Origin of the sequence: Nitrosomonas sp. (genome assembly GCF_019752095.1) — a bacterium.
Lineage (GTDB): Bacteria > Pseudomonadota > Gammaproteobacteria > Burkholderiales > Nitrosomonadaceae > Nitrosomonas.
Genome location: NZ_JAIEMO010000030.1, coordinates 1 through 26911, shown reverse-complemented (window position 1 = coordinate 26911; position 26911 = coordinate 1). Strand labels below are relative to the sequence as shown.

Genomic DNA, 26911 nt, shown 5'->3' with positions numbered 1-26911 from the left:
CAATTTGAACAGGCTTTTCTCAAGCTCTACGTTTTTGTTTGAAACAACATATTACTTCTCAATCTCACAATTTCTTGTACACTATTTCCCGAAAAATTTACGGTTTATCGCAGATTATTGCATTTACAAAAGGAAGAATACATGATTTTCTGGCGCGTAAAATCAATTGACGCCATTCTGGCTACAGCAGAAAAGAAATGCCTTCAACGATCTTTGGGGGCATGGCAGCTAACTCTTCTAGGCGTTGGTGCAATTATAGGAACAGGCATTTTTGTACTCACAGCCGAAGCTGCGCAAAAAGCTGGACCTGGAATGATGTTCTCCTTCATCATTGCCAGTTTTGTGTGCATGGTGGCTGCCCTTTGTTATTCCGAATTATCTTCGATGGTGCCAGTCTCGGGCTCCGCTTATACATATTCCTATGCAGTATTAGGCGAACTGGTAGCTTGGATGGTTGGCTGGGCGTTAATACTCGAATACTCAGTCGCCGCGAGTGCAGTTGCAGTCGGGTGGTCAGGCTATTTTGTCGGTTTGCTCGATAATTCGCTAGGAATCAAGATACCCATTGCATTAGCCAATGGCCCCTTCGCTGGCGGCATCATCAATCTACCAGCAGTTTTCGTTTGTATTTTGGTTGTCGGATTGTTGGTTGTTGGTACACGTGAAAGTGCCTCGTTTAATGCTGTACTTGTCACGATCAAGATTGCAGCTTTGACACTGTTTATTGCACTGACACTCCCCGTTGCTGAGATCGAGAATTTCCAACCATTTTTGCCTTTGGGCGAAGCAGGCGTAGTTGCTGCGGCATCCTCCATTTTCTTTGCCTATGTCGGATTCGATGCGGTTTCAACTGCTGCTGAGGAAACCAAGAATCCACAACGCAACGTGCCGATTGGACTCATCAGTTCTCTCGTAATTTGTACCATCTTCTATATACTGGTTTCAGCAGGTGCAATCGGCTCGATCGGTGCACAGCCCATACTAGACCAAACCGGCAAAGGCCTAGCGCCTGGCTCAATAGTTCTGGCTGAACAATGTCAATCGCTTGCCACCGTTGGACAACAACCACTCGTATGCTCGCGTGAAGCTTTGGCTCTGGTTTTACGAGAGATTGGCTGGGAAAAATTTGGCAATTTACTTGGCCTAGCCGCATTCCTGGCATTGCCCTCGGTTGTTCTAATGATGCTATTTGGGCAGACGCGCATTTTCTTCGTTATGGCACGCGATGGATTACTTCCCGAAGTATTAAGTCGTGTGCACGCACGATTTAAAACGCCTCATATTGTGACTTACATAACAGGTATCGGCGTAACCATTGCCGCCGCCTTCTTCCCAGTTGGCAAGCTAGCAGACATCTCCAATTCTGGCACTTTGTTCGCTTTCATGGTGGTTGCATTGGCAGTAATGATACTTCGCGCCAAGGATAAGCATCGCGCACGGCCTTTCAAGGCACCAATAATCTGGTTGGTGGGGCCACTTGCTGTAATTGGCTGCATCACACTTTTCTGGTTTCTACCCAATGATGCGAAACTGGTTTTTCCGATTTGGTCTGGAATCGGATTGATTTTCTATTTCTTTTATGGTTACCGGAGAAGTCATCTCGCTCTCGGCATCGACACCTCATCGGGCGGTGAAGATATTATCAAACCGGTTCGACCACTAGCAGATCGCAGCCAAGATTCCTTAGCGTCAAAGAGCAAAGACTGAGAATTAAGTTCCCTAGGAAGTAGATGCTGATTCGTAGGAAAATAGGCATTTAGCAGCAATATTATTTTTTATATCGATGCTTCAGGTATTCTATTATTGGAGGGGTTATCGATAAAATAATAATAGCCAAAATAACCAGCTTGAAGTTTTGTTGAATCATCGGAAGTTGCCCGAAGTAGAATCCAGCATAAATAAATATACCGACCCACAATATAGCACCGACAATGTTATAGGTTATAAAGGTGCGATAGGGCATTGTTCCAATCCCTGCGACGAAGGGTGCAAATGTTCGGATAATTGGAATAAAACGCGCGATAATTATCGTTTTGGCTCCATACTTAAGGTAGAAGGCATGTGTTCTATCTAAGTATTCACGTTTAAAGAAACGCGATTCCTGCGAAGTAAAAACTTTAGGGCCGGCCTTTTTCCCTATCCAATAATTCACGCTATCTCCCAAAATACCTGCAATACATAATCCGACAAACAAGATATGGGGACTGAGTTGCGAGTCCTCAAATGAAGCCAGAGTACCTGCCGCAAACAAAAGCGAATCTCCTGGCAACAAAGGCATCACAACCAATCCAGTTTCGCAAAATATTATCAGAAAAAGAATACCATAAACCCATAGACCATATTCTGAGGATAGTACATAAAGATGCTGATCAATGTTAAGTATAAAGTCGATAAGAAACATGAGGGTAAAGTAAATTCGTTATAAAACAATGCTGCATGAAAAAAGATTGCTCTGCATTAACTACATGACCTATTCATTTAACAAAAGGAAGGAACAGGCACAAACTTCTTCACAACAACGATGAATTTTCCATTGCAGCCTATTCAGAATAGCTATACGGCTTCTTCCTCTCAAACCGTAGCACAGAAAATAATAATTAATTAGTGACTTTTGGCCCTAGTCGATGCCGGTCCCATAGAGGCACACCAAATACATCATGGATAAAATAATATGCGACTGGGACACCCAGTATCATTCCCCACAAACCAAAACCGTGATAGGCAATAAGTAAAATAATAAGCACCAGGACCGGATTGAGCTTGAGGTGTTTACCATAGATCATCGGATTAAGCCCATAGGCTTCAATAATATGAATAATGGTTATCATGCCAACTATTCCTAACGCCAGAGTCAAACCACCCGTATTCAACGCAACCAACACCATCGGCGTAGTAGAGATAAATACACCCAGCACTGGAATAAAACTGCACACAAAAACAATTAATGATAGTAATGCAACTGACGGAATCCCAAGTATTATCAGGCCTATCAGAGTCAGGAAGGTATTAACACATGCAATCATTGCCTGTGCTTGAATGGCGCGACCAACGACATAAGCAAAACGGATTACGGGCTGTGCGGTCTCCTGATAAAAATCTTTTAGTCTCGACTCATGCAGGCTTTTCATCAAACCACCGAGACGAACGCCGTCAAACAAAATCAGAAAACTGAATAATAGTGCTAGGGACATCGTACCGATCGCTTGGTAAAGATAATTGATAAGCTTTGGTAGTTCCTCACGAACCTTACCCATTTGTTTTGTCATGAGGACATCCACCAATAGCTCGGTTTCCCTGTCGTAATATTTTCTCAGCTTTTCATACGTATCTTCAGTAATCTCGCTATCGCTGACGTCATCCAGATGATCGACATCAGAGAAATCGAGCTTTTGTCGGAACCGATTAAGCTTGGAATCTATTACCCGCAGACTATCCTCATCCAGAATACTACGGGCATAGCCATGCAGAGGACGCTCCATACCCGGGTATTTGCCAATAATATCCTGTTTCATCTCAATCAATCTTAACTGCACTTCACTAAAATTATTAATAAAACGATTGGCTTCCCCGATGACGCTAGGTGTCACATAACGAAAAAAACTACCCAGCACAACCAGAAAAAAAATGTATACCAACACTAGGGATGCCCGATGCGGCAATTTCAATTTGTTCCGACCAACATGTACCAACGGTGTCGCAATAAAAGTAAGAACAAACGTGATGAAAATCAATCCGAAAAAGTCTTGCAATAGCCATAAAATACCAATCAGAATGAGCCAGATCAGTATACGGCGGTTGGCCTCATAAAAACTATCAAAACTAAATGACATTATTTTCAAATTCTCTGTGTGGTTAAAATTAAATCAACTAACCCGTATCAAGAGATTACCTTATAAATATTATAGGAATATTTCATAAACATGATGATATTCAGACGACTATGAGATACCTCTTAATTACTTGCCAGTGTATCAAAAAATATTTATTGATACTGAAACTATGCGCTACCCAAGTTCTGTCAAGGATCAGCTTTTTCAGTTAAGAACAGCCATGATACTATCCCATGGCATTAATTAGCCGCATCATTAATAAGCTTCTCTATATGAGCACTATTGAATTGATGCCACAGCTACGTTAGGTTTTATTGAGCAAAAAGCCTCTATGTAAATACGAATAGCAGGATAACATCATCTTTACATTAGAACTCAACTGATCACCATTGCACACAAGAAGAAGGAAGACTACAGCAACATGCTGTAGGTGATATATAAAAAAAGCCTATCTAGCGAACAAAAACTCTTCTACTAGATAGGCATTTTTATTTTTTTACTGGATAGTACTGACTGACACCGCCCTATTACTCAAATACTGTGAGGAATTAAGTTTCTATAAAAAACTAAAAAACATAAGTCACATTATGGGCAGTGACAAGCTTCTCAGTCTAGAATACGCCGTATACAATTGCTCCGATAACAATAAAAACAGCCACTGAGATGAAGAACAATCTCAGAACTTGCGCATCTGTTTCTCTTCTGTTGACTTCGCTCATAATTTATCTCCTTATTTAAGGTACATTCTTTCTTTGATTTAGATTTAAAGCCGATAAATTATCGACCCCCCTTGCTCACACAATCACAAAATTTTGTAATCGTGAATCTTATCTCCGCCCCTCAGATTCACTGCTACAGCGATCTTTATGTGTGGAGCCGAGTAATTTATTCGCAATCATCTTGTACCACTTAGATTACTGCGCCGTTGAATTCTAACTCACATTTAACAACAATGAAAGTATTGAAATTAAGTGCGCTTTATTATTTACCAGAAAATCGCATGATTGACAATATCTTTTCCGGTTATCGGACGTATGCTAACAGCCCGTTAAGATCACAATCTCAAAGGCCTCACGTAGCCCGTCAACTCAAGATAGCCGCGCCCTGCCGGCTTATCATCCTTGGTTAGCATCACAGCACCTTCCCAATAAACCGCTGCGGTCGATTGGCGCGAATCCAGCTCCTGATCGTCCAACAATGGCGTAAGCCGCCACTCAATCTCACCGGTACGAATATGCATGGCAACCGGATAAACCGCCTCTGTATGCGGTGATCGCCAGGTACGTATCGGCGTAAATTCCACTTGATCCGGATCAAACAAAGTCATATTTCCCTCAGCATCGCGCAATGCCGCATACGCCCATATTTTCCCACCTTGCTTCGCTCGTATTTGGAACGCCATCAACGCTGAACCATCATCCAGGTTGGCGCCCACCCAATCCCACCCATCGGCATCAGGATCCAGAAAGGCGGTCGACCATTCATGATCCAGCCAAGCACGTCCATTAACAGCGACTGGTTTGTTTTGTCTGAATACTGTACCAGTTACATTCAAATGCGGCTCGCTGTAGTAATAACTGGCTTGCTCTGGCTTTGGGCCTTTACGGGAAAAACCGTTCATATCTTGCAGCATTAAGCTTTGCGTGGGTGTTAATGACAATTGCAAACCAAAATCGCTGGCTTGCATATCCACATGATAGCGGCCATCCTCCTCTCGTATCAATGTCCAATCGTCCAATTTAACATCGGTATTACCTTGTTTGGCATAGGCCAGATCAAAACCCTCGCGCGCAGTTCTTTCGACATGCATCAATTTACCGACCGCAGGATCAGATAAAGCCAAGTGCGCGATAATTAAGTGCTTTGCAGCAAAATGGCTGGGATTATCGTGATTATGGTCAGTGGCATAACGAAAAAAAGTAACCTGAAAACCCAATGGCTTGTTATCTTCTGTTTCCAGCCAACCAGTGATATACCACCATTCGTGGTGAAAATCATGATGTGCGCCATAATCCATTGGGAAGGAAAGCTTGTAATCAGGCGTAACCGGTTTTAATCGATTCGATTCGGCATATACTATGGTGACGAGCAAACTAAAAAACAACATGACAAAAACGATAAAACCGCTGCCAAATTTGTTCCATTTCATTACCAATCCTCCCGTACAACGCGAATAACCTGACCAGAAACTGCTTTGCGCCCGAAAACCAGGGCTGTCAATGCCGCAGAAACCAACATAATGATGGCAATCGCCAATAACCAGCTCCACGGCATATGCAGTTGCATGGTCCAATGAAAGGACTGTGGATTGACGATAAAAACCAGAATCAGACTGATACTCCACCCCAGCACAAACCCCAACACAACACCAAGCCCAGTCAACAATCCACCTTCAGCGGCCAGCATGACAAGAATCTGCCGACGCATTACACCGATATGTCGCAACATGCCAAATTCCTTGGCGCGCGCCAGTATTTGCGCAGAGAAACTGGCCGCTACACCCAGCAATCCAATAATCACCGCCACTATTTCCAGTAAATAAGTCACCGCAAAACTTCGATCAAAAATCTCCAGACTCAAAGCCCGCATGTCACTTGATCTCGATATTTCAAGTGCGGCACCAAACGGCAATTGTCGCAAACTCGCAATGGCCGCATCCGATGTCACGTCAGCTTGCAACCACAACGCCACATTATTGACGCTCAAATCTCCTGTCAATCGCTGATAATCCGCCAGCTGCATCTGTATCGCACCAAACTGGCGGCCATAATCACGCCACACCCCGGCAACCAGAAATTCTCCGGATGCAGTACCAACCGGCAGAATCACACTTTCACCCACCCGATAACCATATAAATCAACCATCGCTTCAGATACCCAGACAGGAATTGCATCTTCAGGCAATGATCCTGGCGCAATCACATCATCCGTCAGCGGCAGCGTATTGCGTGGATTCATTTTATCCACAGGCCGAGCAAACAAAGTGATATCCGGACGATTAACATCAAGCGTCATCTTTTGGGTTCGAAAGAATTCCACTCGATCAGATTCTGGCAACGAAATAATCGCATTTTGCGCATCGGATTGAAAACCGCCCTGATCACCGATGACAGTAGTGTGCACGTACAAATCGGCCGGCAATACATGCCCAAGCCAATTGTCGATTGATATGCGAAAACTTGTCACCATAATCGCCATTGCTACCATCAGGCTAAAACTGGCCAATATGCCGCCCAATGCAATTGCAGCCTGATTCGGCGTATTCGCCAATCGAGCCAGCACCAATGTAACAACAGCGCCGATCCAAACATGGCTTAACCGGCTCAACAAAAAAGAAAATACCCACGCTGCAAATCGAGGCATCAAGGCGATACCACCCATCAACAATAATGCAATCGCGAGATAACCAAATACCGGCAGCTCGAAAACGGGAGGCAATTGCGTAAACAGCAGTGCAAGCGATAAACAAATCACCGCAAACCACGGTGTAGACAATTTTGCCATGGCCGCATCTTCAGCGCCGGATCGCAAGGCCAATGCAGGCTTAGCACGAACTGCCTCCAATGCGGGCGCGATGCTTCCCAGCAACGTCACGCTTAGACCTATTGCAAAAAATATCAAAGCATCCCAGGGGTCAAGAAAAATACTCGGTTTAACACCCGGAAAAAAATTTGCCCCTAAATCCCCCCCAAAAAACTGGATTGCCGTCGCTGCAACGGCATAACCCAAACCCAGTCCCAGTACCGATCCTATTATCCCCAGAAATCCGCCTTCAGTGACGATCTGGCGCAACAATTGTTGCCGCGTGAAACCCAGCACACGCAACAACGCAAATTGTTGACGCCGTCGGATCACTGATAAAGCCTGCGTGGAAAATACCAGGAATGTACCCGTAAATAGAGCCACCAGCGCCAACATATTCAGATTAATACGATAAGCACGCGACATATTGGCAATCCGCGTTTCCTGATCTGCTGCTTCCATAACCCAATAGGATTCACCTAATTCCTCAGCCAGCTGGGCTTTAAATGCTGCGTGATTCACGCCTTCTTTGAGTTTCAATTCGATCCGTGACAATCGTCCGATCTGTTCAAAGCGCCACTGAGCTGCACCAATATCCATCACCGCTAAGCGTTGACCTGCACGCGCACGCACCAAACCACCCGCCACACGCAGCATGATTGTTTGCAATCCAGCCTGTAATTGCAACGCATCACCTTGCTCAACCTGCAACCATTCCATTGCAGCAGGAGATAGGAATATCGTATCGCTGGCTATACGATCCAGCGTTTTTCCTTCTTCCGGTAACCCCAGCAAATCGGGAGAAATTTGCGCCGCCCGGAATGGATCAATGCCGATGATTTTCAGCTTGTGATCATTTCTGCTCTGCTGCTTTCCCGGCACCCTCACATCCAATTCCAGGACAGGGTTCGCTAATGCAACACCTGGATGCCTAGCCAGCACAGGATAAAGCGCCTCATCAAAGAATGCTTTTTTTGCACGCACCTGCAAATCTGATTGTCCGGAAAGACTCTTACTGGCCGCGGAAAATTCATTAACAGCAGCACTGTTAATCAAATGAATTGAATATGCCATAGCAACCCCGATGGCAATAGCAATGAGCGCAACGACTATCTGCATGATATGCGCGCGCCATTCACTGACCAGCATCCAGCGGAATATCGATGCCGCTTTCATGGCTTGTGCTCTGGCTGCACCGGGCGCAATCCATCCTTGGTCAAATTCAACACCCTGTCCGCCGTTGCAGCTGCCACATGAGAGTGCGTCACAATAATGCCAGTCGCACCATTCGCTTTGATTTCCCTGCGCATCAACTGAAGAATTTCATGGGCGGTGTCCGGGTCAAGATTACCCGTCGGCTCATCTGCAAGAACCAATTTGGGCCGATGGATCAATGCACGTGCAATGGCCACTCGCTGCAATTCGCCGCCGGACAACTGGCGTGGAAAGTGGTGCCCGCGACCGTGCAATCCTACTTGCCCCAGCATCTGATCCACGCAATCCGTTGCCATATTATTCAACATCAGTGGCAACGCGATATTCTGTGCCAATGTCAAATGCGGCAAGACGTGAAACGCCTGAAAGACAAAACCAAACTGTTCGCGCCGCAATTGCGTCGCGGCATCATCTTGCATGGATGAAATGGCAACCCCATCAATACAGATTTCACCGAAATCCGGCGCATCCAAACCAGCAATCAGGTTCAACAAAGTTGACTTGCCCACGCCCGATTCACCCATAATCGCGACGTACTCACCCGCACTCAGCGTGTAGCTCAAATTAGCCAGTACCTTCCGATCTTCGGCATAACCTTTAGTAATGTTGCGTAACTCCAGCATATTCAATAATACCCCGGTAATTCATTCAAAATAGATGGCCGGCAAAACTGCAAAAAACCAGTGCATGTATCGCCCGACCAAGGTATGCTTTAAATGTACCACGATAATTAATTAATCGAAGACACTTCTGGAAATCCAAAATCCTGAATCAAGCAAGACGCGCACAGGAAATAGTTTCGCTGCATATATTTTTATATTACTCAAGAAGTTTTTAAATAATGCAGCATTGTGAAAGCGTTGGAATTTCTGGAAGAATCCGCTAAAAATAGGAGAAAAATCATGGCACGAGCCAGCGCACGTCATATTTTGGTTAAAACCGAAGAGCAATGTAACAACTTGAAAGCAGAAATAGAAAGTGGCGCTGATTTTGGCACACTGGCTCAGGAGCACTCATTATGCCCATCCGGAAAGCAAGGCGGGGAACTGGGCGAATTCGGCCGCGGACAAATGGTGCAGGAATTCGATACCGTCGTCTTTAGCGCTCCTGTCGGTGAAGTGCAAGGCCCGGTTAAAACACAGTTTGGCTATCATCTGCTGGAAGTGACGCAACGCAGCGATTAGAATCTACAGCGTAATTCAACGCGTACTACCAAAATCAGAAGATGCCGGATAGATCATCAACAACACAAATTGATACTTCCAAGACTCGTCTTTTGACGGGAATCAACCCTGCGCAAGCACTTGGATTCGCAGTCAGTTATTTGATGACCAAACCAGCATTCGCACGCCTGCCGTTCGGGCACTGGTCCCGTATACTGGTTGGACAAATTAACCGCGGTCACTATTTGATCGCATCCGACAATGGGCACATTGTCGGATTTCTCGGCTGGGCACTGACCACGCAAGAAAAGGGTGAAATGTGGCTCGCGGAGCAAGGCGAACTTTCCTTCGAAGATAGCAGAGCTGGTGAGATCCTGCTGATCAATGCTTGGGCATCGGAATCGAACGATGTCACGCACGTACTCCTCGAACGCTTACGCAAGATCGGACGCGCTCAAAAAATGATCTATTTTAAACGCCATTATCCAGATGGTCGTGCCCGCCCCGGACGCCTCAGCGTCAATGCTTTCGTCGATGCGCATATTCGTACCGCCCAATCCAGTGAGAAATTCAACATTCCAACTTCTCAATAGCTTGAGCATGCTTTAGCCGCATTGGCATAGAATTCCCCTCAAGGCACAAAAATATACTTCTACTGACAGAACCAGGAGAATAAATATTTTTTTCCCATTATTAACAGTATATTACCAAACAACCTAACCACTTAGGGTTGTATTCTAACCGCAAATTATCCCATAATGAAGAAGCTGGAAATCGTTTCAGCGTTGTGATTTTTCTCACAGTCAACATAGTCAGTATTGAGTAATCTAGTACCTGATGATCCTCATCTAAACTGGATGATCTTCATCTTTTTAATGACAATTTATCAATCTTTAAGGAGATTTATCTTCAATTCTAATCTTTAATTTCAAGGAGATTCAAAATGGCTATAGTCAATGGAACAGCTAATAATGACTTCATTTCGGTTGCATTCACCTCACCTGGGGTATCCAACTTTCCAACACAATCAGCCGATACTGTTAGGGGCTTCGGCGGCAACGATACTATCAGCAGCGCTGGCGGCCCCGATACTGTTTTTGGCGGCCCGGGTGCCGACACCATCAATGGCAACGGTGGTAACGACACGCTTAACGGCAATGGCGGCAACGACACCATCGACGGCGGGGCAAACAATGACACAATCAATGGGGGTGGCGGCAACGACGTCTTATTTGGCGGCTTTGGCAGGGATATATTGCGAGGAAATGCCGGTGTCGACCAACTGAACGGCGGGGGCGGCAACGACAACATCCTCTCCGATGGCGATGGTGGCACCTATAACGGTGATGCAGGTAATGATTATATGAGATCAGGTCTGGGCCCAGAGACCATGAATGGTGGACCGGGCGTCGACACCATTGATCATAGAATCTTTAATGGAAACTATGAGTTCAACATGGCAACCGGACTGACAAACTTTGGCGGAGAAAGCTTCACCAATTTCGAAGTCGCCAGAATGGGTGGGGGCGATGATACCGTGACCGGAAATAATGCTGCCAATACGATCTTTGGCGGAGCAGGCAATGACACCTTGGAAGGTGGCGGTGGTGTAGACAGGCTATTCGGCGGAGCAGGCAATGACACGATTACCTCCGATGGCGATGGCGGCATCTATAATGGTGATGTGGGCAATGATTTCATGAAATCAGGTTTGGGGCCCGAAACCATGAATGGTGGGCCGGGCGTCGATACCATTGACCATAGCGTCTTTAATGGCAACTATGTGTTCAACATGGCGACCGGCCTGACAAACTTTGGCGGTGAAAGCTTCACCAATTTCGAGAATGCCTTTATGGGCAATGGCAATGACAATGTCACTGGTAATAACGCTGCCAACACTATCAAAGGCGGGGGTGGCGCGGATACTCTGAATGGTGCCAATGGTAACGATACGATCCTAGGTCAGAACGGCAATGACATCATTTTTGGTGGATCAGGACACGATACCTTGATCGGTGGCAACGGCAGGGATGTAATGTCCGGCGGTGGCGGCAACGATACTTTTGACTTTAACGTACTCAGCGAAAGTGCTGTCGGCGCTAATCGGGATGTCATCAATGGTTTTATTCCCGGAATTGACAATATTGACTTGTCATCCATCGATGCCGTGAATGGTGGTGCTGATAATGCATTCATTTTCAGAGGCACGAATAGTTTCACCGGTGGTGGTGAAGTCCGATACTTTCAGGATGCTGCAAATAACAGAACCATTGTTCAAGCAGAGTTTGAAGGCGATGGTAATTTAGTTGTCGATATGGAAATCCAATTAAATGGACTTCACGTACTCGCTGCTGCCGATTTTGTACTTTAATACCTACTAGAAAGTTGATTTGGGGCTGTTGAATCCTTCAGCAGCCTTGGTAATTCTCGCAACACACGGCAGTCCTATTGATCCCAAACTTATCCCCATCTCTGACTCCAATCATCTTTTATCCGATTATATCTAGTTAGTTATCTAACCACCGCAGGAAAATTACACAAGAGTCTTTTCTCGCAATATTCAAGCTAGCAATCTTTCCATTTCTGTGATTTTTCTCACAGGCGGAATAGATAATATTTAGTAACCTGACACTTGATGTTCTTAATCCGTCAACTGATCAACAAATCAATTCATCTATTTTAAGGAGAGTCAAAATGGCTAATATCACTGGAACAAATCGTAATGACATCATTACGACAGCATTCATCTCACCGGGAATACCCACTTTTCCAACAGATTTAGCCGATACTATTTGGGGCTTCGGCGGCAACGATATTATCAGCAGTGCGGGTGGCCCTGATAAGGTTTTTGGCGGCAATGGCGATGACGCCATCTATGGCGGCCTAGGCAACGACACAATCAATGGAGATAATGGTAACGACACCCTATTTGGCGGCGCAGGTAATGACACCCTGGAAGGTGGCAGTGGTGTAGATACGCTAAATGGCGATTCCGGCAATGACACGATTACCTCCGATGGTGACGGTGGAACCTATAACGGTGATGAGGGAGATGATCTGATGTTTTCAGGCGACGGTCCCGAAACCATGAATGGTGGTACCGGGGTCGATACCATTGATCATCAATGGTTTGGCGGAGATTATGAGTTTAACATGCTAACCGGGCTGACAAACTTTGGCGGTGAAAGCTTTATCGGTTTCGAGAATACCTATATGGGCAATGGCAATGACAATGTCACCGGCAATACCTCCAACAACACCATTAAAGGTGGTGGTGGCGCGGATACTCTGGATGGTGCAAATGGTAACGATTGGCTCTACGGTCAGGATGGCAATGACATCATTTTTGGTGGATTAGGGCAAGATACCTTGATCGGAGGTTCTGGCAGGGATGTAATGTCTGGCGGTGGTGGTAACGATACTTTCGACTACAATGCGCTGAGTGAAAGCGCTGTCGGCGCTAATCGAGACGTCATCAATAGTTTCACTCCCGGGGTTGATAAAATTGACCTGTCGACTATCGATGCTGTGAGTGGTGGTACTGATAATGCATTCATTTTCAGAGGCACGAATAGTTTCACCGGTGGTGGTGAAGTCCGATACTTTCAGGATGCTGCAAATAACAGAACCATTGTTCAAGCAGAGTTTGAAGGCGATGGTAATTTAGTTGTCGATATGGAAATCCAATTAAATGGACTTCACGTACTCGCTGCTGCCGATTTTGTACTTTAATACCTACTAGAAAGTTGATTTGGGGCTGTTGAATCCTTCAGCAGCCTTGGTAATTCTCGCAACACACGGCAGTCCTATTGATCCCAAACTTATCCCCATCTCTGACTCCAATCATCTTTTATCCGATTATATCTAGTTAGTTATCTAACCACCGCAGGAAAATTACACAAGAGTCTTTTCTCGCAATATTCAAGCTAGCAATCTTTCCATTTCTGTGATTTTTCTCACAGGCGGAATAGATAATATTTAGTAACCTGACACTTGATGTTCTTAATCCATCAACTAATCAACAAATCAATTCATCTATTTTAAGGGGAGTCAAAATGGCTAATATCACTGGAACAAATGGTAATGACACAATTTCGTTTGCGCTCATCTCACCCGGAGTTTCCGGATTTGCAACCCAACTCGCCGACACCATTAATGGTTTTGGCGGCAACGATACCATCAGCAGCGCGGGCGGTCCTGATACCGTTTTTGGCGGCAGTGGCAACGATAACATCACCGGCAACGGCGGCAACGATATACTAAATGGTGGTAGCGGCGATGACACCATCGACGGCGGTGCAGACAACGACACAATCAATGGAGATGATGGTAACGACATCATATTTGGTGGCTTTGGCAACGATATATTACGAGGAAATGCCGGTGTCGATCAATTGAACGGAGGTGGTGGCAACGACAACATTCTCTCCGATGGAGATGGCGGCACCTATAATGGTGATGCAGGCAATGATCTGATGTTTTCAGGACTTGGTAGCGAAACCATGGATGGCGGTAGCGGTGTCGATACCATTAACCATACGGTCTTTAACGGAGATTATGTATTCAATATGGCGACCGGACTGACAAACTTTGGCGGTGAAAGCTATATCAATTTCGAAACCGCCATAATGGGCGCAGGCAATGATACCGTAACCGGCAATAATGCTAACAACACGATCTTTGGCAACGCAGGTAACGACACCCTGGAAGGCGGCGGAGGCGTAGATACGCTAAATGGCGGCGCCGGTAATGACACGATCACCTCCGATGGCGACGGCGGAACCTATAACGGTGATGCAGGTAATGATTTCATGAAGTCAGGTCTTGGTGGTGAAACCATGAATGGCGGAACAGGCGTCGATACCATTGATCATACGGTCTTTAATGGCAACTATGTATTCAATATGACAACCGGACTGACAAACTTTGGCGGTGAAAGCTATATCGGTTTCGAAAATACCTATATGGGCAATGGCAATGACAATGTCACCGGCAATGCCTCCAACAACACCATTAAAGGCGGCGGTGGCGCGGATACCCTAGATGGCGCAAATGGTAACGATACGATTCTGGGTCAGGACGGCAATGACATCATTTTTGGTGGATTAGGGCAAGATACCTTGACCGGCGGTGACGGCAGGGATGTGATGTCTGGTGGTGGCGGCAACGATACTTTCGACTACAATGCGCTGAGTGAAAGCGCTGTCGGTGCTAATCGAGATGTCATCAATGGTTTTACCTCCGGGGTTGATAAAATTGACCTGTCATCCATCGATGCTGTGAGTGGTGGTGCTGATAATGCGTTCATTTTCAAAGGTACGGGTAATTTCGCCGGTGGTGGTGAAGTCCGATATTTTCAAGATGCTGTCAATAACATGACCATTGTCCAGGCAGAGTTTGAAGGTGATGGCAATTTAGTCGTCGATATGGAAATCCAATTAAATGGACTTCACGTACTCGCTGCTGCCGATTTTGTACTCTAACTAAATTGATTTGGGGCTGTTGAATCCTCCAACAGCCCCAATTATTTTCTTGCTTCTACTGAATTCTCTAGCACTTCACTGCCATTTCAGTCGACTATAAAGTTTGGTTCCATTGCTATTAACCAGCAAGTTAGTAATTCCATTTCTCATTTGTTACAATTATAAATCTCAATCTACTCTCGCAAGTCATTTTTTGTGAAACCAGAAAATTTCCTTTATGCAACGTCACTCTGAGTTGCATCAACAATTACACCGAGATCTCAGCAATTAACCCAGCAAGTTCCATCATTTCTTGGTGAAATACTGATTGCGTGCAATAACCTTCTCTCTTTGAAAAACAATTAACAATCTATGGAAAATTCTCAGAAAGGTGCGCAAACACGCTGGCAGGCAATCAAAATGGCAGCAGATTTTATTGCACCCTACAAGCATCAGGTCGTCTACAGCTTATTGGCTTTGTTATTCACAGCCACCATTACGTTGTCGATTGGTCAGGGCATTCGCTTGCTGATAGATCAAGGATTTGCGACGCAATCGAAAGAGCTGCTGAGTCAATATGTGGGAATATTTCTGCTGCTGGTGATTGCCTTAGCTGCGGGCACATTCACCCGCTATTACTGGGTCACCTGGCTGGGTGAACGAGTCATTGCCGATATTCGCCGCAAAGTATTCAACCACTTGATCCACCTGCATCCCGGATTTTTTGAGCAAAACCGCAGCCTCGAAATTCAATCGCGCCTGACCGCTGATATGACGTTACTACAAAGCGTGATCGGGTCTTCCGTTTCATTCGCGCTGCGTAATTTGATTATGATGGTAGGCGGCATTATTTGGCTATTTATCACCAATGCCAAACTTACTGTGCTGGTGATGATATGTGTGCCGCTGGTCGTAGCACCCATTCTGATTTATGGTCGCCGGGTACGACATTTATCACGTCAAAGCCAGGACAAAGTTGCTGCGGTCGGCGCTTATGTCGGCGAAGTGCTCGGACAAATTAAAACCGTGCAGGCTTATAATCATCAACCCATTGATCAACACTCATTTCATGATCAAGTCGAAGCAGCTTTTGCGGTTGCCAAGCAACGCACCACGCAACGCGCGTTACTGATCACCATTGTCATTGTTCTGGTACTCGGTGCTGTCGGGCTAATGCTATGGGTCGGTGGCATGGACGTAATCGAAGGTCACATCAGCGCTGGTGAATTGGCCGCTTTTGTTTTCTATAGTGTTATCGTCGGTTCAGCCGTTGCCTCCATTTCGGAAGTTATTGGCGAATTGCAGCGCGCCGCTGGTGCCGCCGAACGGACGATCGAGCTATTACTAGCACCGAATCTGATTCAATCGCCTGAAAAACTCCACCCGTTACCAGAAGTATCTGGAAATATTGTCATCGATAACTTGTGCTTTGCCTATCCTTCTCGTCCCGAGGTGTTAGCTATCAACCAACTGTCATTAACGATCCGTGCAGGCGAAACGTTGGCGCTGGTGGGTCCTTCCGGCGCAGGAAAATCCACGCTGTTTGACCTATTGCTACGTTTTTTTGATTGCCAATCCGGCAGTATCAAGCTGGAAGGCATTGATATCCGACATCTAGATCTTTTTGCACTAAGGCACTGCTTTGCCCTAGTAGCGCAGAATCCGGTGCTATTTTACGGCACCATCAGCGAGAATCTTCGCTACGCCCGCCCCGCAGCCACCGATGCCGAAGTCGAAGCAGCTGCCAAAGCAGCCTACGCGCACGACTTCATTTGCATGCTGCCACAAGGCTATCAAACACATTTGGGGGATTCGGGATTAGGCTTATCGGGTGGCCAGAAACAACGACTAGCGATCGCACGCGCGCTATTGGCCGACACACCGATTCTGTTACTGGATGAAGCCACTAGTGCGTTGGATGCACAAAGTGAGTTTTGGGTGCAGCAAGCATTGCAGCATCTGATGCGCAATCGCACTACGTTGGTTATTGCCCATCGTTTGTCTACCGTGCAATCCGCCGACCGGATTGCGGTGCTCGACCATGGTCATTTGGATGCGTTGGGAACGCATACCGAATTGCTGCAATCAAGCCCTTTATACGCACGGCTGGCAGCATTGCAGCTACAGCCACACGAAAGAATATGATCTATGCTACCGATCTATCAGTTTCCTGACTATCCAGACCGACACCCGCAGATTGAATCACTCGTGATAATGTTTTGCGCGCTGCGTGCATACCGATTCCCATCTGCATGAGCGCGCGCAAATGCACTGAGCGTTTCAGCAATAGCGCCATTAGGCGCAGCGGATTCACCCCTCCATCAGGATATACTGCACTAAGCAATGCTTGCGGAGGTGAAAATTGAACCGGATCAACAATAGCACGCACGGCGACAAAAGGAATACCTGCTTTCGCGGCTACCGCTGCAATTGCACCACTCTCCATATCCACCGCACAAGCACCTGTGAAACGAGCCAAATCCATTTTTGCATTTTCGTCTGTTACAGGTACCGCACTGTCAGTCATTACACCGTTAATGACAGTAATATCCGTCGGCAGTAATCGTTGCAGTCTATCGCGCCAAGTCATATTTACGGGTAACTGATCAGCGGAATGAATAATAGCCCCCGGCAACACCAAATCACCTGGCTTTAAACGGGGATCCAATGCGCCGGCAACACCATAACTTGCCAATGCGGTGACACCCTGCCTCAGCAATCCCTCCGCCGCTGTTCGTGCTGCTTCTGCGCCCATGCCACTGAGCCACAAAACAGCGTGATCATTGATTTGCATCATTTCGTTGAACGGAATGCTCATCGATGATACACAACTGGCTTCAGCTCTTAAAGCTGTCACCAAACCGGTTACATACATACGGATACTGTTCTGGTCAGTGCACGGTAACGCGCCAAGGCCCAAATCGGAAAGAATTTTGAATATCCGTGATAGCGAAGATAAAAAACTCGCGGGAAACCGGGGGCGGTAAACCAAGGATCCTCCCACAAATGATCATCCTCTTGATTACGCAGCAAGTAATTGATCCCTCTACGTACCGACACACTATTAACTTCACCGGCCGCCATCAAGCCCAACACGGCCCAGGCGGTTTGAAATGCCGTGCTGGTCTCGGGAAGTTGTCCGGCCAGCTGTGCATCCAGATAGGAATCGTTCGTTTCACCCCAACCGCCATCAGCTCTCTGCACGGATTCTAACCATTTCACGGCACGCCGCACCGATGCGTGCTGCATATCAAACTCGGCCAGCTGGAAGGCTTCCAACACTGACCACGTACCATAAATATAATTGGTACCCCAGCGTCCGAACCAAGACCCGCTCTTCTCCTGCTCCCGCAGCAAAAAACTGATACCACGCCAAACTTCACGCTGGTGCTTCCCATATTTTGCCAGGAAACCAACACAACGCGCCGTCACATCACTGGTGGGTGGATCAATCAACGCACCGTGATCGGCAAAAGGAATTTCATTCAAATAGTGATAGGTATTATCAATATCGAAGGCTGCGAAACCACCATTACGTGATTGCATGCCTGCTAGCCAATCGGCTGCGCGATCCAAGGATTTCTGGTAACGCTGCGCATCGCCTTGATCCAACGCCCAAGCTACAGCCGCGGTGTCATCAAGATCTGGATAATGCGGATTGGCGTATTGAAATGCCCAGCCTCCCCCTAGCAAATTAGGCTGTTTGTCGCGCCAATCACCCGGCTCATCCAAAACCTGTTGCTCAACTAACCAATCCAATGCTTTTAACACAGGCTCCTGATCTGTCGTTGAATCTTCCTGCAATGCCAAACTTGTCAATACCGTGTCCCAAACTGGTGAGGTACAGGGCTGACACCAAGCACGCTCCCCTTCATCAATTAATAACCCACGTAACGCATTACGACATTGCACTCGATTGGGATGGTCATACGCATAGCCCAGCAATGCCAGTGATTCATGCGCGTTGACCATTGCAGGGAAAATAGCACCAATTCCACACTCACCATTCAGACGCTCAAGCGTCCAATTTTCCGCTTTGCGTATAGAATATTGACGTATAGATTGGGGAAGCTTGGGTTCAACACGTGACAAAACCCGTTCGACCAACATAAAAGCGCGCTTCAACAGAGTGTCCGCTTGCGGAAAATAATTCTTTTCCTGTTCCGGCGGCACAGCAAATAATTCATCGATATTTACATTACGCGGATTGATCGCACGTGCCTTGATCGTGCACAAAATGGATAGCGGTATCATTACAGCGCGCGACCAGTATGAGACCTTGCTGATATGAAATGGAAACCAACTCGGCAGCAATACTAATTCCGAGGGCACAACCGGCACGCCGCTCCAAGGAATCTGCTCATACATGGCTAACAGCAATCGAGTAAAAACATTGGCCTTGGCCGCACCGCCACGCTCCAGAATAGCTTCCCGGGCACGTACCATGTGCGTTGCATCAGGAGAATCGCCCACCAGCTTCAAGGCATAGTAAGATTTAATGGTGCAGCTGATATCAAATGCACCGCCAAAATACAATGGCCATCCACCATGGGTCAGATCCTGTTTTTCACGAATAAAACGAGCAATTTTATTCTCCAGAATGACATCGACCTCGTCCATGAAGTGCATCATCAGAATATACTCTGCTGGAATTGTACAATCCGCCTCAAGCGGAAAACACCAATGTCCATCGGATTTCTGTAATGACAATATGGCCGAACGAGCTTGGGTAAACTTATTTTCCAGCTCATCGACATTGATTTCATCCTGACTCAGACTGGGCACTGAATACGATGATGGCACTTCATCATTCACAGTAAACCCACCCTGCTGCTGCGATATATCCAATATTCTCTGTAATCCGTCCATATACTCCTAAGCATTTATATCTATTAAATATTTAAAATAATGAGGTGTATTTCATTAACACAATCGGTTGCATGATTGTTCGGATACTCGATGCCTAATGAAGCAAAATAAAATCAAGAACATTATTTCTTAATCTTCACATCGTTATCAAATGGATTATCCTGAAAAGGATCATAATAAAGGTCTAGGGGCAGTTTGCCATCATGTATCAGGAATTCACGCTGTTGCATGGATGCTTCACGTACAAATAAGTATGGATCCAATGCCGCCTCATCCCGAATCTGCATCGGACCAATTAAACGCGCACGTTTGTCGATAGCACCCAGGAGGGTAAGCGGCGCAGCAAAGTACGTACCTATCGCAAGACCAGCGTAAAAAAGCACATTAGTAACAAGACCCACTGGAATATTGGTTACATCACGTTCACTACTCGGCCCCAGTAGCGGAACAAATAAATAAGAACCTGGATTAACTCCCCATACACCTAACGTCTGACCGAAATCCTCATCATGTTTTTGCAACCCCATGTGGGTCGCCATATCAAAAAGTCCGGCCATACCAATCGTTGAGTTTATAATAAAGCGTAACGTATCTCCAGCACCCTGTTTCACCTTCCCTTGTAAAAAAGAATTTAGGGCAACATTCGGATATGCCAAGTTATCATAGAAATTTCCAATGGATCGCTGTGCAGCACTGGGTACATAATCAGCATAAACATTCACAACGGGCTCAAAGATAGCCCGATCGACTCTATCCGTAAAATCATAAGAAGCACGATTAATTTTCTCATGCGGATCAGTCGGATCAATATCTTCATCACTATTTTTTGGTGTTGTCGCGCACCCTTGCAAGACTGCCAAGCAGAAAAAAAATATAATAAAAATCAAATAACGATAATTAATATTTCTCAAGGTTTCAGAATTCTCATTCATTTACTTGTAATACAGCCAATTTTCATGTTTTCTTCAGTAAGGTCAAATACCATGTAACAGGCTCATCAATCCCTGATTCAACGCTATCTGATTTCACCGGCATTGCCTAGCAGATCAAATTTTACGACAAACCAAGCACTGCTGCTTTGGATTATCAAAAAACATTTCATAGCGCGCCAAAGAAAAAATGAATACCAAAATGGCATCACTCGACAATCCCTTCCGCAATATTTTATCCGGATTGGCAGCAAAACAAACGCCTAACATCTGACTTCCTATGCGTTCTACCGTATCGTGTCAAGCCGTCTGTTTCAGCGTAAATTTTCAGTAAAAATAATTGAGCCGCAGTATACACTACTGCCTCAGGATCATGATTTGTTACTGCAGCTAAAAATTGCTCGTGTCCCTGCAAATTTTAAAAGATTAAAAGAATAAAGCACCCCGCCGCAAGCAGCGAGGTATTAAAGTCACTTTTAATCCGTGCTTATAAATTGGAATTTGCCGAGCAATGACAAAGTTTTTTAACATTCTGCGCAGCATAGGAACATGCATCTCGAATATCTCCTGACCACCAAATTCGCGGCCAAGGAAAAACTCAACCTTCTCTTTCTCCATGCACAATCTCTACCAATTTTAACGCTTGCAATTCCATTTCTATCACAAAATCATCAACCCTTGCCCTGAAGTGGCGATAAAAAATCATGCTGGGAATGGCCACAAGTATTCCAAATGCAGCATTATATAGCGCAACTGAAATCCCGTAAGCAAGCTGCGCCGGGTTGCTACCAGTCGGAGAATTTGATCCGAAGATTTCAATCATACCCACCAATGTACCAAACAAACCCATCAATGGGCTCAAGGCAGCAATGGTTCCTAATGTAGTCAGGTAACGACTCAAATCATGCACAATCACCCGGCCTGATTCTTCAATCGATTCCTTCATTACCTCACGTGTACTTTTAACATTTCTCAGCCCGGCTGCAAGAATTTGCCCCAATGGAGAATGCATTTGCAAACGCGCAAGCATTTCGGGATTAACACCACTGCGCTTATATTCACTTAACACCCGGGGTAACAACTCTTTCGGCGCAACGACAGTCAAACGCAATGTCCACATCCGTTCTCCGATAATGGCCAAGGCAACTATGGAAGCAATTATGATCGGCCAAATTGGCCAACCCGCAGCTTGAATTAAAGATAACACGCGATACTCTCCTCACTCACTTTAGATCCAGGTATTATTCTGTAACCTGCTATATTACCTGATTTACATATAATATTACTAAGCAGTTAATCCGGCACGCACTGTATCTTGATCATGCAATTTTAACAATCCATTTTCTATCCACAATTTCTGTGGATAAGTCTGTGCGTATATTACAAAAAGGGAAATTAAGTAACCAAATCCAAACATCTTTTCTAACTTGATTATTTATTGATCTCAAATATAAATATTAATAAACAGCATGTTACACACCAATTACAGTATTCTCCCACATTAATACCCTGCTTTCTTTCAGATCCGACAATTCATTTCAGCGCTTGCCCATTATCAAAAAGAATCTATTTCTCAACACTACCTTGCGCATAAGGCACTGTCAGTCAGCAACAAACTAAAACACCAGCAATTACTCAAACAAAACATCTCATTACTACTGTGGGTTATACGCGATATCTCCCAATGAAATGAGTATCTGCCGCATACCAGGCAATTTCAATATAAGAAATCACCAAAAACGAATTCAACAATCACAACAGGTGACCTTCCCACAAAAATCTCATTTTATTTCCATCAGATGGTGATGCTCTGCTCTGTCAATCCGAAGAAAACCCAATCTCTGATAAAGCCGGCAAGCCCTTTGGTTAGCATGCAGAACTCGCAAGCGCAACGGAAAATGACGCGCGCGTGCTCTGGCAATCAGTCTCCCAATCACTTCAGTGCCAATGCCTTGATTCTGATAATGAGGATCAATCTGAATCTCATCTAACCACAGATGATCCGCATGCGTAACGGCGATAAACATGCCGACAGGTCTATCATTCTGCAAAAGAATTTCGATTTGTTTCGATTCCCATGAATTCTTGAACAAACCCAATTCCTCGTCATTATCCCAATAGCCGAACTCTTGTGTGATAAGGTCACGGTACACGGTATGGTGCAACTCAAGTAACCACTGATAATCAGAATCTCGAACGGACCGTATCCGGATACTCATTGTAAATTAACCTGCATTAGAAAAGATTCCAACCGCAAGGCATTCTGGATCTTTTCACGACGATCCTCGTTCACGCTCGCAGCATCGGCGTAATCCTGCCAGCGCAACACCACTTGCTGCACGTCATGCAGAATCGCTTTCATTTGTCCACGTTTCAGACCGGCTATCTTTTCAACCGCGATAAAATCAGCTAATTCGAATCCATCTCGCATGCCATTTAGTGTCACTTGATGCATAGAAGTCCAAGATCCAGCAGGTTGATAACCGTAAGTAACATCAAAAGCCGATGCTAATGACCGCATACCTTGTTTATCCATCAGGAAAGCAATATTTTTCGCATGATCATCTTGATTGTGCGCGACAACAATAAACAACTCCGTGGCAAGACCACGGGAAATCGCAAGTTGATGTTGAATCACCTCGGATTTCTTCTTAATTTACCATTTTTCTGACGATTCCTTGTATGTTATAGTGAAAATGGCAATCAAATTACGCCGCTCCTACCAATACCATGCGGAGGATCAAGATGAAAAAAAGCAAGCCTGAGTTACGCGACACGATCGTGGATACGGCCGTTGCCATCGCCGAATGTTCATCCTGGGAAGCAGTACGCTTGTTTGATGTCGCTACTCAATTGAATATTTCTCTGGATGATATTCGTCTTTATTTCCGTGAGAAAGAAGATTTGGTTGATGCCTGGTTTGACAGGGCTGACGGCCAAATGCTCAAAGCATCGGAAACCGTGATATTCCTATCGTTATCGCCACGTGAACGCTTGCAGCATCTCATCATGACTTGGCTGGATGCATTAGTTACTCACCGCAAGGTTACGCGACAAATGATCGGTGCCAAACTGGAGCCCGGTCATTTGCACATCCAGATTCCCGCCATCATGCGCATCAGCCGCACGGTACAATGGATGCGCGAAGCCGCGCAACGCGAGGCCACGTTTGTGCGCCGCGCACTGGAAGAAACCGCGCTGACCACGATTTACTTAGCAACGTTTACTTACTGGATGCAGGATGCATCAGAAAATTCACAACGCACACGCGATTTTCTGGAGCACAAATTGCTGCTGGCTGAATCGCTGGATCATAGGATTTATGGTGCTCCGCGTAATGAAGCCACGGTCGATTCCGCCGAGCAATCTGAGCCTGCTCCTGAAATTTTCACAAAAACCGAATCCTCTCCACTAACGGAACCGATTGCACCTAGAATGCATGCCAAGTCCGGCTGATCTTAGACTATGGACCCGCTCACGCACGCTTTAAGCGGCGCCCTATTGGCTCGGATTGCAGCACGAACTCGAATTTCGTCGCAATCACAATCGGAGCAAAACATTGCATTACCATTGCGCTTGCAAATTGCCGCCGGCTTTGCCGCAGCTGCGTTTCCGGATGTAGATTTTGCGCTCCGTCTGATCGACACGCTTACATATCTGAATTGGCACCAGGGTCCGACGCACTCGCTGATTCTGTTGCCGCTATGGGCATGGCTATTGGCCTGGCTGTTTTCTTGGTTTACTCAAAGAGACTATACCTGGAAACTGTTTTTCCTTCCCGCATGCCTCGGCATTACCATTCATATCGCGGAAGACTACATCACTTCGTATGGACTGATGCTGTTCGCACCTTTTTCCACCGAACGTTTTTCACTGCCACTGGTATTTGTCATCGATCCTTGGTTTAGCCTGATCATCATTGTCGGTCTGATCATTTCGTGGCGCTATCCACGACAACGAGTCGCGGCCATCACAGCGTTGGCAAGTTTGTGCGGATATGTATTTTTTTTATGGACTCTGCACCAGCAAGCTGTCGAAATCGCCATCCGTTATACCGATGCCCAAGCTCTGCCAAAAGCACACATCACCGTGTTGCCACAACCGTTGTCGCCGTTTCACTGGAAAATTATCGTCCAGCACGATGAAACTTACCACCTTGCCGATATGAATTTGCACCAATCCCAAGGGCAACACCAAGCAACCTGGCTGCTGTCAAAAATGACAGCAGCTTATCGCCCCATTTTGGAAAACAATTGGCACATTCAACAACAGTTCGGCGGCAATTCAACCACTAGAACACGCATCCGTGAAGCGTGGCTTAGTCCTGCTTTTGAGTCTTTCCGCGTCTTTGCCCAATTTCCAATACTGGAGCGCACCGACACTTCTGAACTGGGCTTGTGTATCTGGTTCTACGACCTACGCTTCAAATTCCCGGAGTTGCCGCCTTCTTTTCGTTACGGCGTATGTCGTCAGGACGATCTTTCTGACTGGCAGATGGTGCGGCGACGTGGTTTATTCTATATTGATTGAGTCTGTTTATCCGATGCCATCAATCACTCAAACTTTACCCAGTCATCAACGAAAAATTTATAATGACTACAATTAGTGACAGAAACCATCAGAACTAACGCTACATCAATGACTTTAATAAATATAGTTACACTTATAAGACGCACATGATGCAATGAACACATTTGCCGATAAAAAAAAAACCCAACCACCGACGAATATCTGAAAGCCAGTCTGAATGAAGTTTTGGACAGATTAAATAAAAATCCAAGCGCCCTACAAAGTGAAGAAGCATTTGTCCATGCGGTCATCACCGTACGCAATGCAATGATTAACGAAAAGCTGACCAAGTAACTGATTGGCTTGACTGCAATCGTTGCAATTGCTACTGCACTATTAGTAATAATTCCATTCTTCACGCCATCGTTTGAAGCCAAGAAATTAGAGGCTGCACTAATTGCAACTAAAGCTGCGCACAATGACTTAAAGACTGAATTAGCAGCTTTAAAAAATGAATTGCTTGAGTCACAACGCACCATATCAACATTGAAAAACCAAGTTGAGAAGCACAATACTAGTCAGTAGTATCAAAGAGAACAAGGCACATGAAACCGCTGCATGCCAGCGAAACTGCAAGATCAAGTCTGAATTGCTACAACTTAATTGCGAATATTTTTGTAACAACATCATTATGGATACAGATAAATTTACAGAATCAGCGAAAGGCTTTACAAAGAGTCCGTTAGGAATAATTGCGCTTTTTATAGTGCTTGTGTACGGATTTGCATCACTTGCTGTGGGTTTGGAGCAAGGAATCTCAGAGCACATCACACCCCTGGTCTACTTCATGGTTTTCTTCCCAGTAATAGTATTTTGCGGATTTCTTTGGCTTGTTGCCAATCATCACAATAAACTTTATGGACCTTCTGATTTTAAAAATGAAGATAATTTCATGAAACCCCAAATGGCATCCGTTGCATCCCCCGCTGCCGCAACCGCCAAACAACCTGGGCATGAGGGGGATTACCTGAATCCCAACTTCGAGAGATTGTGAATATTGTTTCTAATGCTAGTAGAAGACAAATAACAAGAGAGCGGAAAAGCCGGGGTTTATGGGTCGATGATCGCCCAGAGAATAACGTTTATGAACGTCAAGCATTCCAAGCACAAGGTGTTGAATTCTCTTTGGCTCTTTCCACTAATGAGGCCCTTGATATTCTCAAGACCAACAAGTTCGCAGTTATAATTTCTGATATGGGACGCAAAGAAGGACCACAGGAAGGTTATGTTCTTCTCGACTGAATCGGCCCGGCTTTTCCGGAGACTTTTTAGTTTGAGTCAGGCAGCATCAGCTGACCCTTCCAATTGGCGATAATATGCCATTTCAAATTCCGCCGGTGGAATATTTCCAA

General features: G+C 45.6%; 23 protein-coding genes. 12 read left to right on the top strand and 11 right to left on the bottom strand.

What is annotated here, in order from left to right:
• Window positions 1-141 precede the first annotated feature (141 nt).
• Window positions 142-1707 (top strand): amino acid permease, encoded by a 1566-nt coding sequence (locus K2Q13_RS09425; RefSeq protein WP_292920810.1) that lies wholly within the window; start codon window positions 142-144, stop codon window positions 1705-1707.
• A 61-nt stretch (window positions 1708-1768) separates the two neighbouring features.
• Here the strand turns inward: K2Q13_RS09425 and K2Q13_RS09420 are convergent, their stop codons facing one another.
• The 5 genes from K2Q13_RS09420 to K2Q13_RS09400 all read right to left on the bottom strand — a co-directional run bounded on the left by K2Q13_RS09420 (window position 1769) and on the right by K2Q13_RS09400 (window position 9190).
• Window positions 1769-2401, bottom strand: coding sequence for a DedA family protein (locus K2Q13_RS09420; RefSeq protein WP_292920809.1), 633 nt, complete (start codon window positions 2399-2401; stop codon window positions 1769-1771).
• A 196-nt stretch (window positions 2402-2597) separates the two neighbouring features.
• Window positions 2598-3830, bottom strand: coding sequence for an AI-2E family transporter (locus tag K2Q13_RS09415; RefSeq protein ID WP_292920808.1), 1233 nt, complete (start codon window positions 3828-3830; stop codon window positions 2598-2600).
• Window positions 3831-4884: 1054 nt separating this feature from the next.
• Window positions 4885-5979 carry a carotenoid 1,2-hydratase gene (locus tag K2Q13_RS09410; RefSeq protein WP_292920807.1) on the bottom strand — a complete coding sequence of 365 codons (1095 nt, stop codon included), beginning with the start codon at window positions 5977-5979 and terminating at the stop codon, window positions 4885-4887.
• Window positions 5979-8528, bottom strand: coding sequence for an ABC transporter permease (locus K2Q13_RS09405; RefSeq protein ID WP_292920806.1), 2550 nt, complete (start codon window positions 8526-8528; stop codon window positions 5979-5981). Before K2Q13_RS09405 ends, K2Q13_RS09410 begins: the two co-directional genes overlap by 1 nt.
• A complete protein-coding gene (locus tag K2Q13_RS09400) occupies window positions 8525-9190 on the bottom strand; it encodes an ABC transporter ATP-binding protein (RefSeq protein WP_292920805.1) in 666 nt (221 codons plus the stop codon). Before K2Q13_RS09400 ends, K2Q13_RS09405 begins: the two co-directional genes overlap by 4 nt.
• Window positions 9191-9469: 279 nt before the next feature.
• Between K2Q13_RS09400 and K2Q13_RS09395 the strand changes: the two genes are divergently transcribed.
• The 6 genes from K2Q13_RS09395 (at window position 9470) to K2Q13_RS09370 (ending at window position 17337) form a co-directional block, all read left to right on the top strand.
• Window positions 9470-9751: a peptidylprolyl isomerase gene (locus K2Q13_RS09395; RefSeq protein ID WP_013646895.1), complete on the top strand. Its 282-nt coding sequence runs from the start codon at window positions 9470-9472 to the stop codon at window positions 9749-9751.
• A 41-nt stretch (window positions 9752-9792) separates the two neighbouring features.
• The gene (locus K2Q13_RS09390; protein WP_292920804.1) at window positions 9793-10323 is read left to right on the top strand and encodes a toxin-activating lysine-acyltransferase; all 531 of its coding nucleotides are present in this window, start codon (window positions 9793-9795) and stop codon (window positions 10321-10323) included.
• Window positions 10324-10673: 350 nt separating this feature from the next.
• Window positions 10674-12101 carry a calcium-binding protein gene (locus K2Q13_RS09385; RefSeq protein WP_292920803.1) on the top strand — a complete coding sequence of 476 codons (1428 nt, stop codon included), beginning with the start codon at window positions 10674-10676 and terminating at the stop codon, window positions 12099-12101.
• A 323-nt stretch (window positions 12102-12424) separates the two neighbouring features.
• Entirely contained in the window at window positions 12425-13462 is a 1038-nt protein-coding gene (locus tag K2Q13_RS09380) for a calcium-binding protein (RefSeq protein ID WP_292920802.1), read from the top strand.
• 323 nt (window positions 13463-13785) lie between these two features.
• Window positions 13786-15213, top strand: a complete 1428-nt coding sequence (locus K2Q13_RS09375; protein WP_292920801.1) for a calcium-binding protein — start codon at window positions 13786-13788, stop codon at window positions 15211-15213.
• Between the two features lie 351 nt (window positions 15214-15564).
• Window positions 15565-17337 (top strand): ABC transporter transmembrane domain-containing protein, encoded by a 1773-nt coding sequence (locus K2Q13_RS09370; RefSeq protein ID WP_292920800.1) that lies wholly within the window; start codon window positions 15565-15567, stop codon window positions 17335-17337.
• Between the two features lies 1 nt (window position 17338).
• On the opposite strand, the gene K2Q13_RS09365 is transcribed toward K2Q13_RS09370, so the two are convergent.
• The 6 genes from K2Q13_RS09365 to K2Q13_RS09340 all read right to left on the bottom strand — a co-directional run bounded on the left by K2Q13_RS09365 (window position 17339) and on the right by K2Q13_RS09340 (window position 23628).
• On the bottom strand, window positions 17339-18067 hold the full coding sequence (locus K2Q13_RS09365; protein ID WP_292920799.1) for a phosphorylase: 729 nt from the start codon (window positions 18065-18067) through the stop codon (window positions 17339-17341).
• On the bottom strand, window positions 18058-20061 hold the full coding sequence (gene shc, locus K2Q13_RS09360; protein WP_292920798.1) for a squalene--hopene cyclase: 2004 nt from the start codon (window positions 20059-20061) through the stop codon (window positions 18058-18060). The genes K2Q13_RS09365 and shc overlap by 10 nt, the downstream gene beginning before the upstream one ends.
• Before the next feature lie 122 nt (window positions 20062-20183).
• Window positions 20184-20993: a VacJ family lipoprotein gene (locus K2Q13_RS09355; protein WP_292920797.1), complete on the bottom strand. Its 810-nt coding sequence runs from the start codon at window positions 20991-20993 to the stop codon at window positions 20184-20186.
• A gap of 595 nt (window positions 20994-21588) precedes the next feature.
• The gene (locus K2Q13_RS09350; protein ID WP_292920796.1) at window positions 21589-22197 is read right to left on the bottom strand and encodes a MotA/TolQ/ExbB proton channel family protein; all 609 of its coding nucleotides are present in this window, start codon (window positions 22195-22197) and stop codon (window positions 21589-21591) included.
• A gap of 574 nt (window positions 22198-22771) precedes the next feature.
• On the bottom strand, window positions 22772-23209 hold the full coding sequence (locus K2Q13_RS09345) for a GNAT family N-acetyltransferase (RefSeq protein WP_292920795.1): 438 nt from the start codon (window positions 23207-23209) through the stop codon (window positions 22772-22774).
• A complete protein-coding gene (locus K2Q13_RS09340) occupies window positions 23206-23628 on the bottom strand; it encodes a HipA domain-containing protein (RefSeq protein ID WP_292920794.1) in 423 nt (140 codons plus the stop codon). The genes K2Q13_RS09345 and K2Q13_RS09340 overlap by 4 nt, the downstream gene beginning before the upstream one ends.
• Window positions 23629-23735: 107 nt before the next feature.
• Here K2Q13_RS09340 and K2Q13_RS09335 point away from each other — a divergent pair, with 107 nt between their 5' ends.
• From K2Q13_RS09335 to K2Q13_RS09315, 5 genes are all read left to right on the top strand, one after another.
• Window positions 23736-24446 carry a TetR/AcrR family transcriptional regulator gene (locus K2Q13_RS09335; protein ID WP_292920793.1) on the top strand — a complete coding sequence of 237 codons (711 nt, stop codon included), beginning with the start codon at window positions 23736-23738 and terminating at the stop codon, window positions 24444-24446.
• A gap of 9 nt (window positions 24447-24455) precedes the next feature.
• A complete protein-coding gene (locus K2Q13_RS09330) occupies window positions 24456-25520 on the top strand; it encodes a metal-dependent hydrolase (RefSeq protein ID WP_292920792.1) in 1065 nt (354 codons plus the stop codon).
• A gap of 342 nt (window positions 25521-25862) precedes the next feature.
• Window positions 25863-26084, top strand: coding sequence for a hypothetical protein (locus K2Q13_RS09325; protein ID WP_292920791.1), 222 nt, complete (start codon window positions 25863-25865; stop codon window positions 26082-26084).
• A 106-nt stretch (window positions 26085-26190) separates the two neighbouring features.
• Complete coding sequence (locus K2Q13_RS09320) at window positions 26191-26553, top strand: hypothetical protein (RefSeq protein WP_292920790.1); 363 nt, start codon at window positions 26191-26193, stop codon at window positions 26551-26553.
• Window positions 26550-26801 (top strand): hypothetical protein, encoded by a 252-nt coding sequence (locus tag K2Q13_RS09315; protein ID WP_292920789.1) that lies wholly within the window; start codon window positions 26550-26552, stop codon window positions 26799-26801. The genes K2Q13_RS09320 and K2Q13_RS09315 overlap by 4 nt, the downstream gene beginning before the upstream one ends.
• The last annotated feature ends 110 nt before the right edge of the window (window positions 26802-26911 follow it).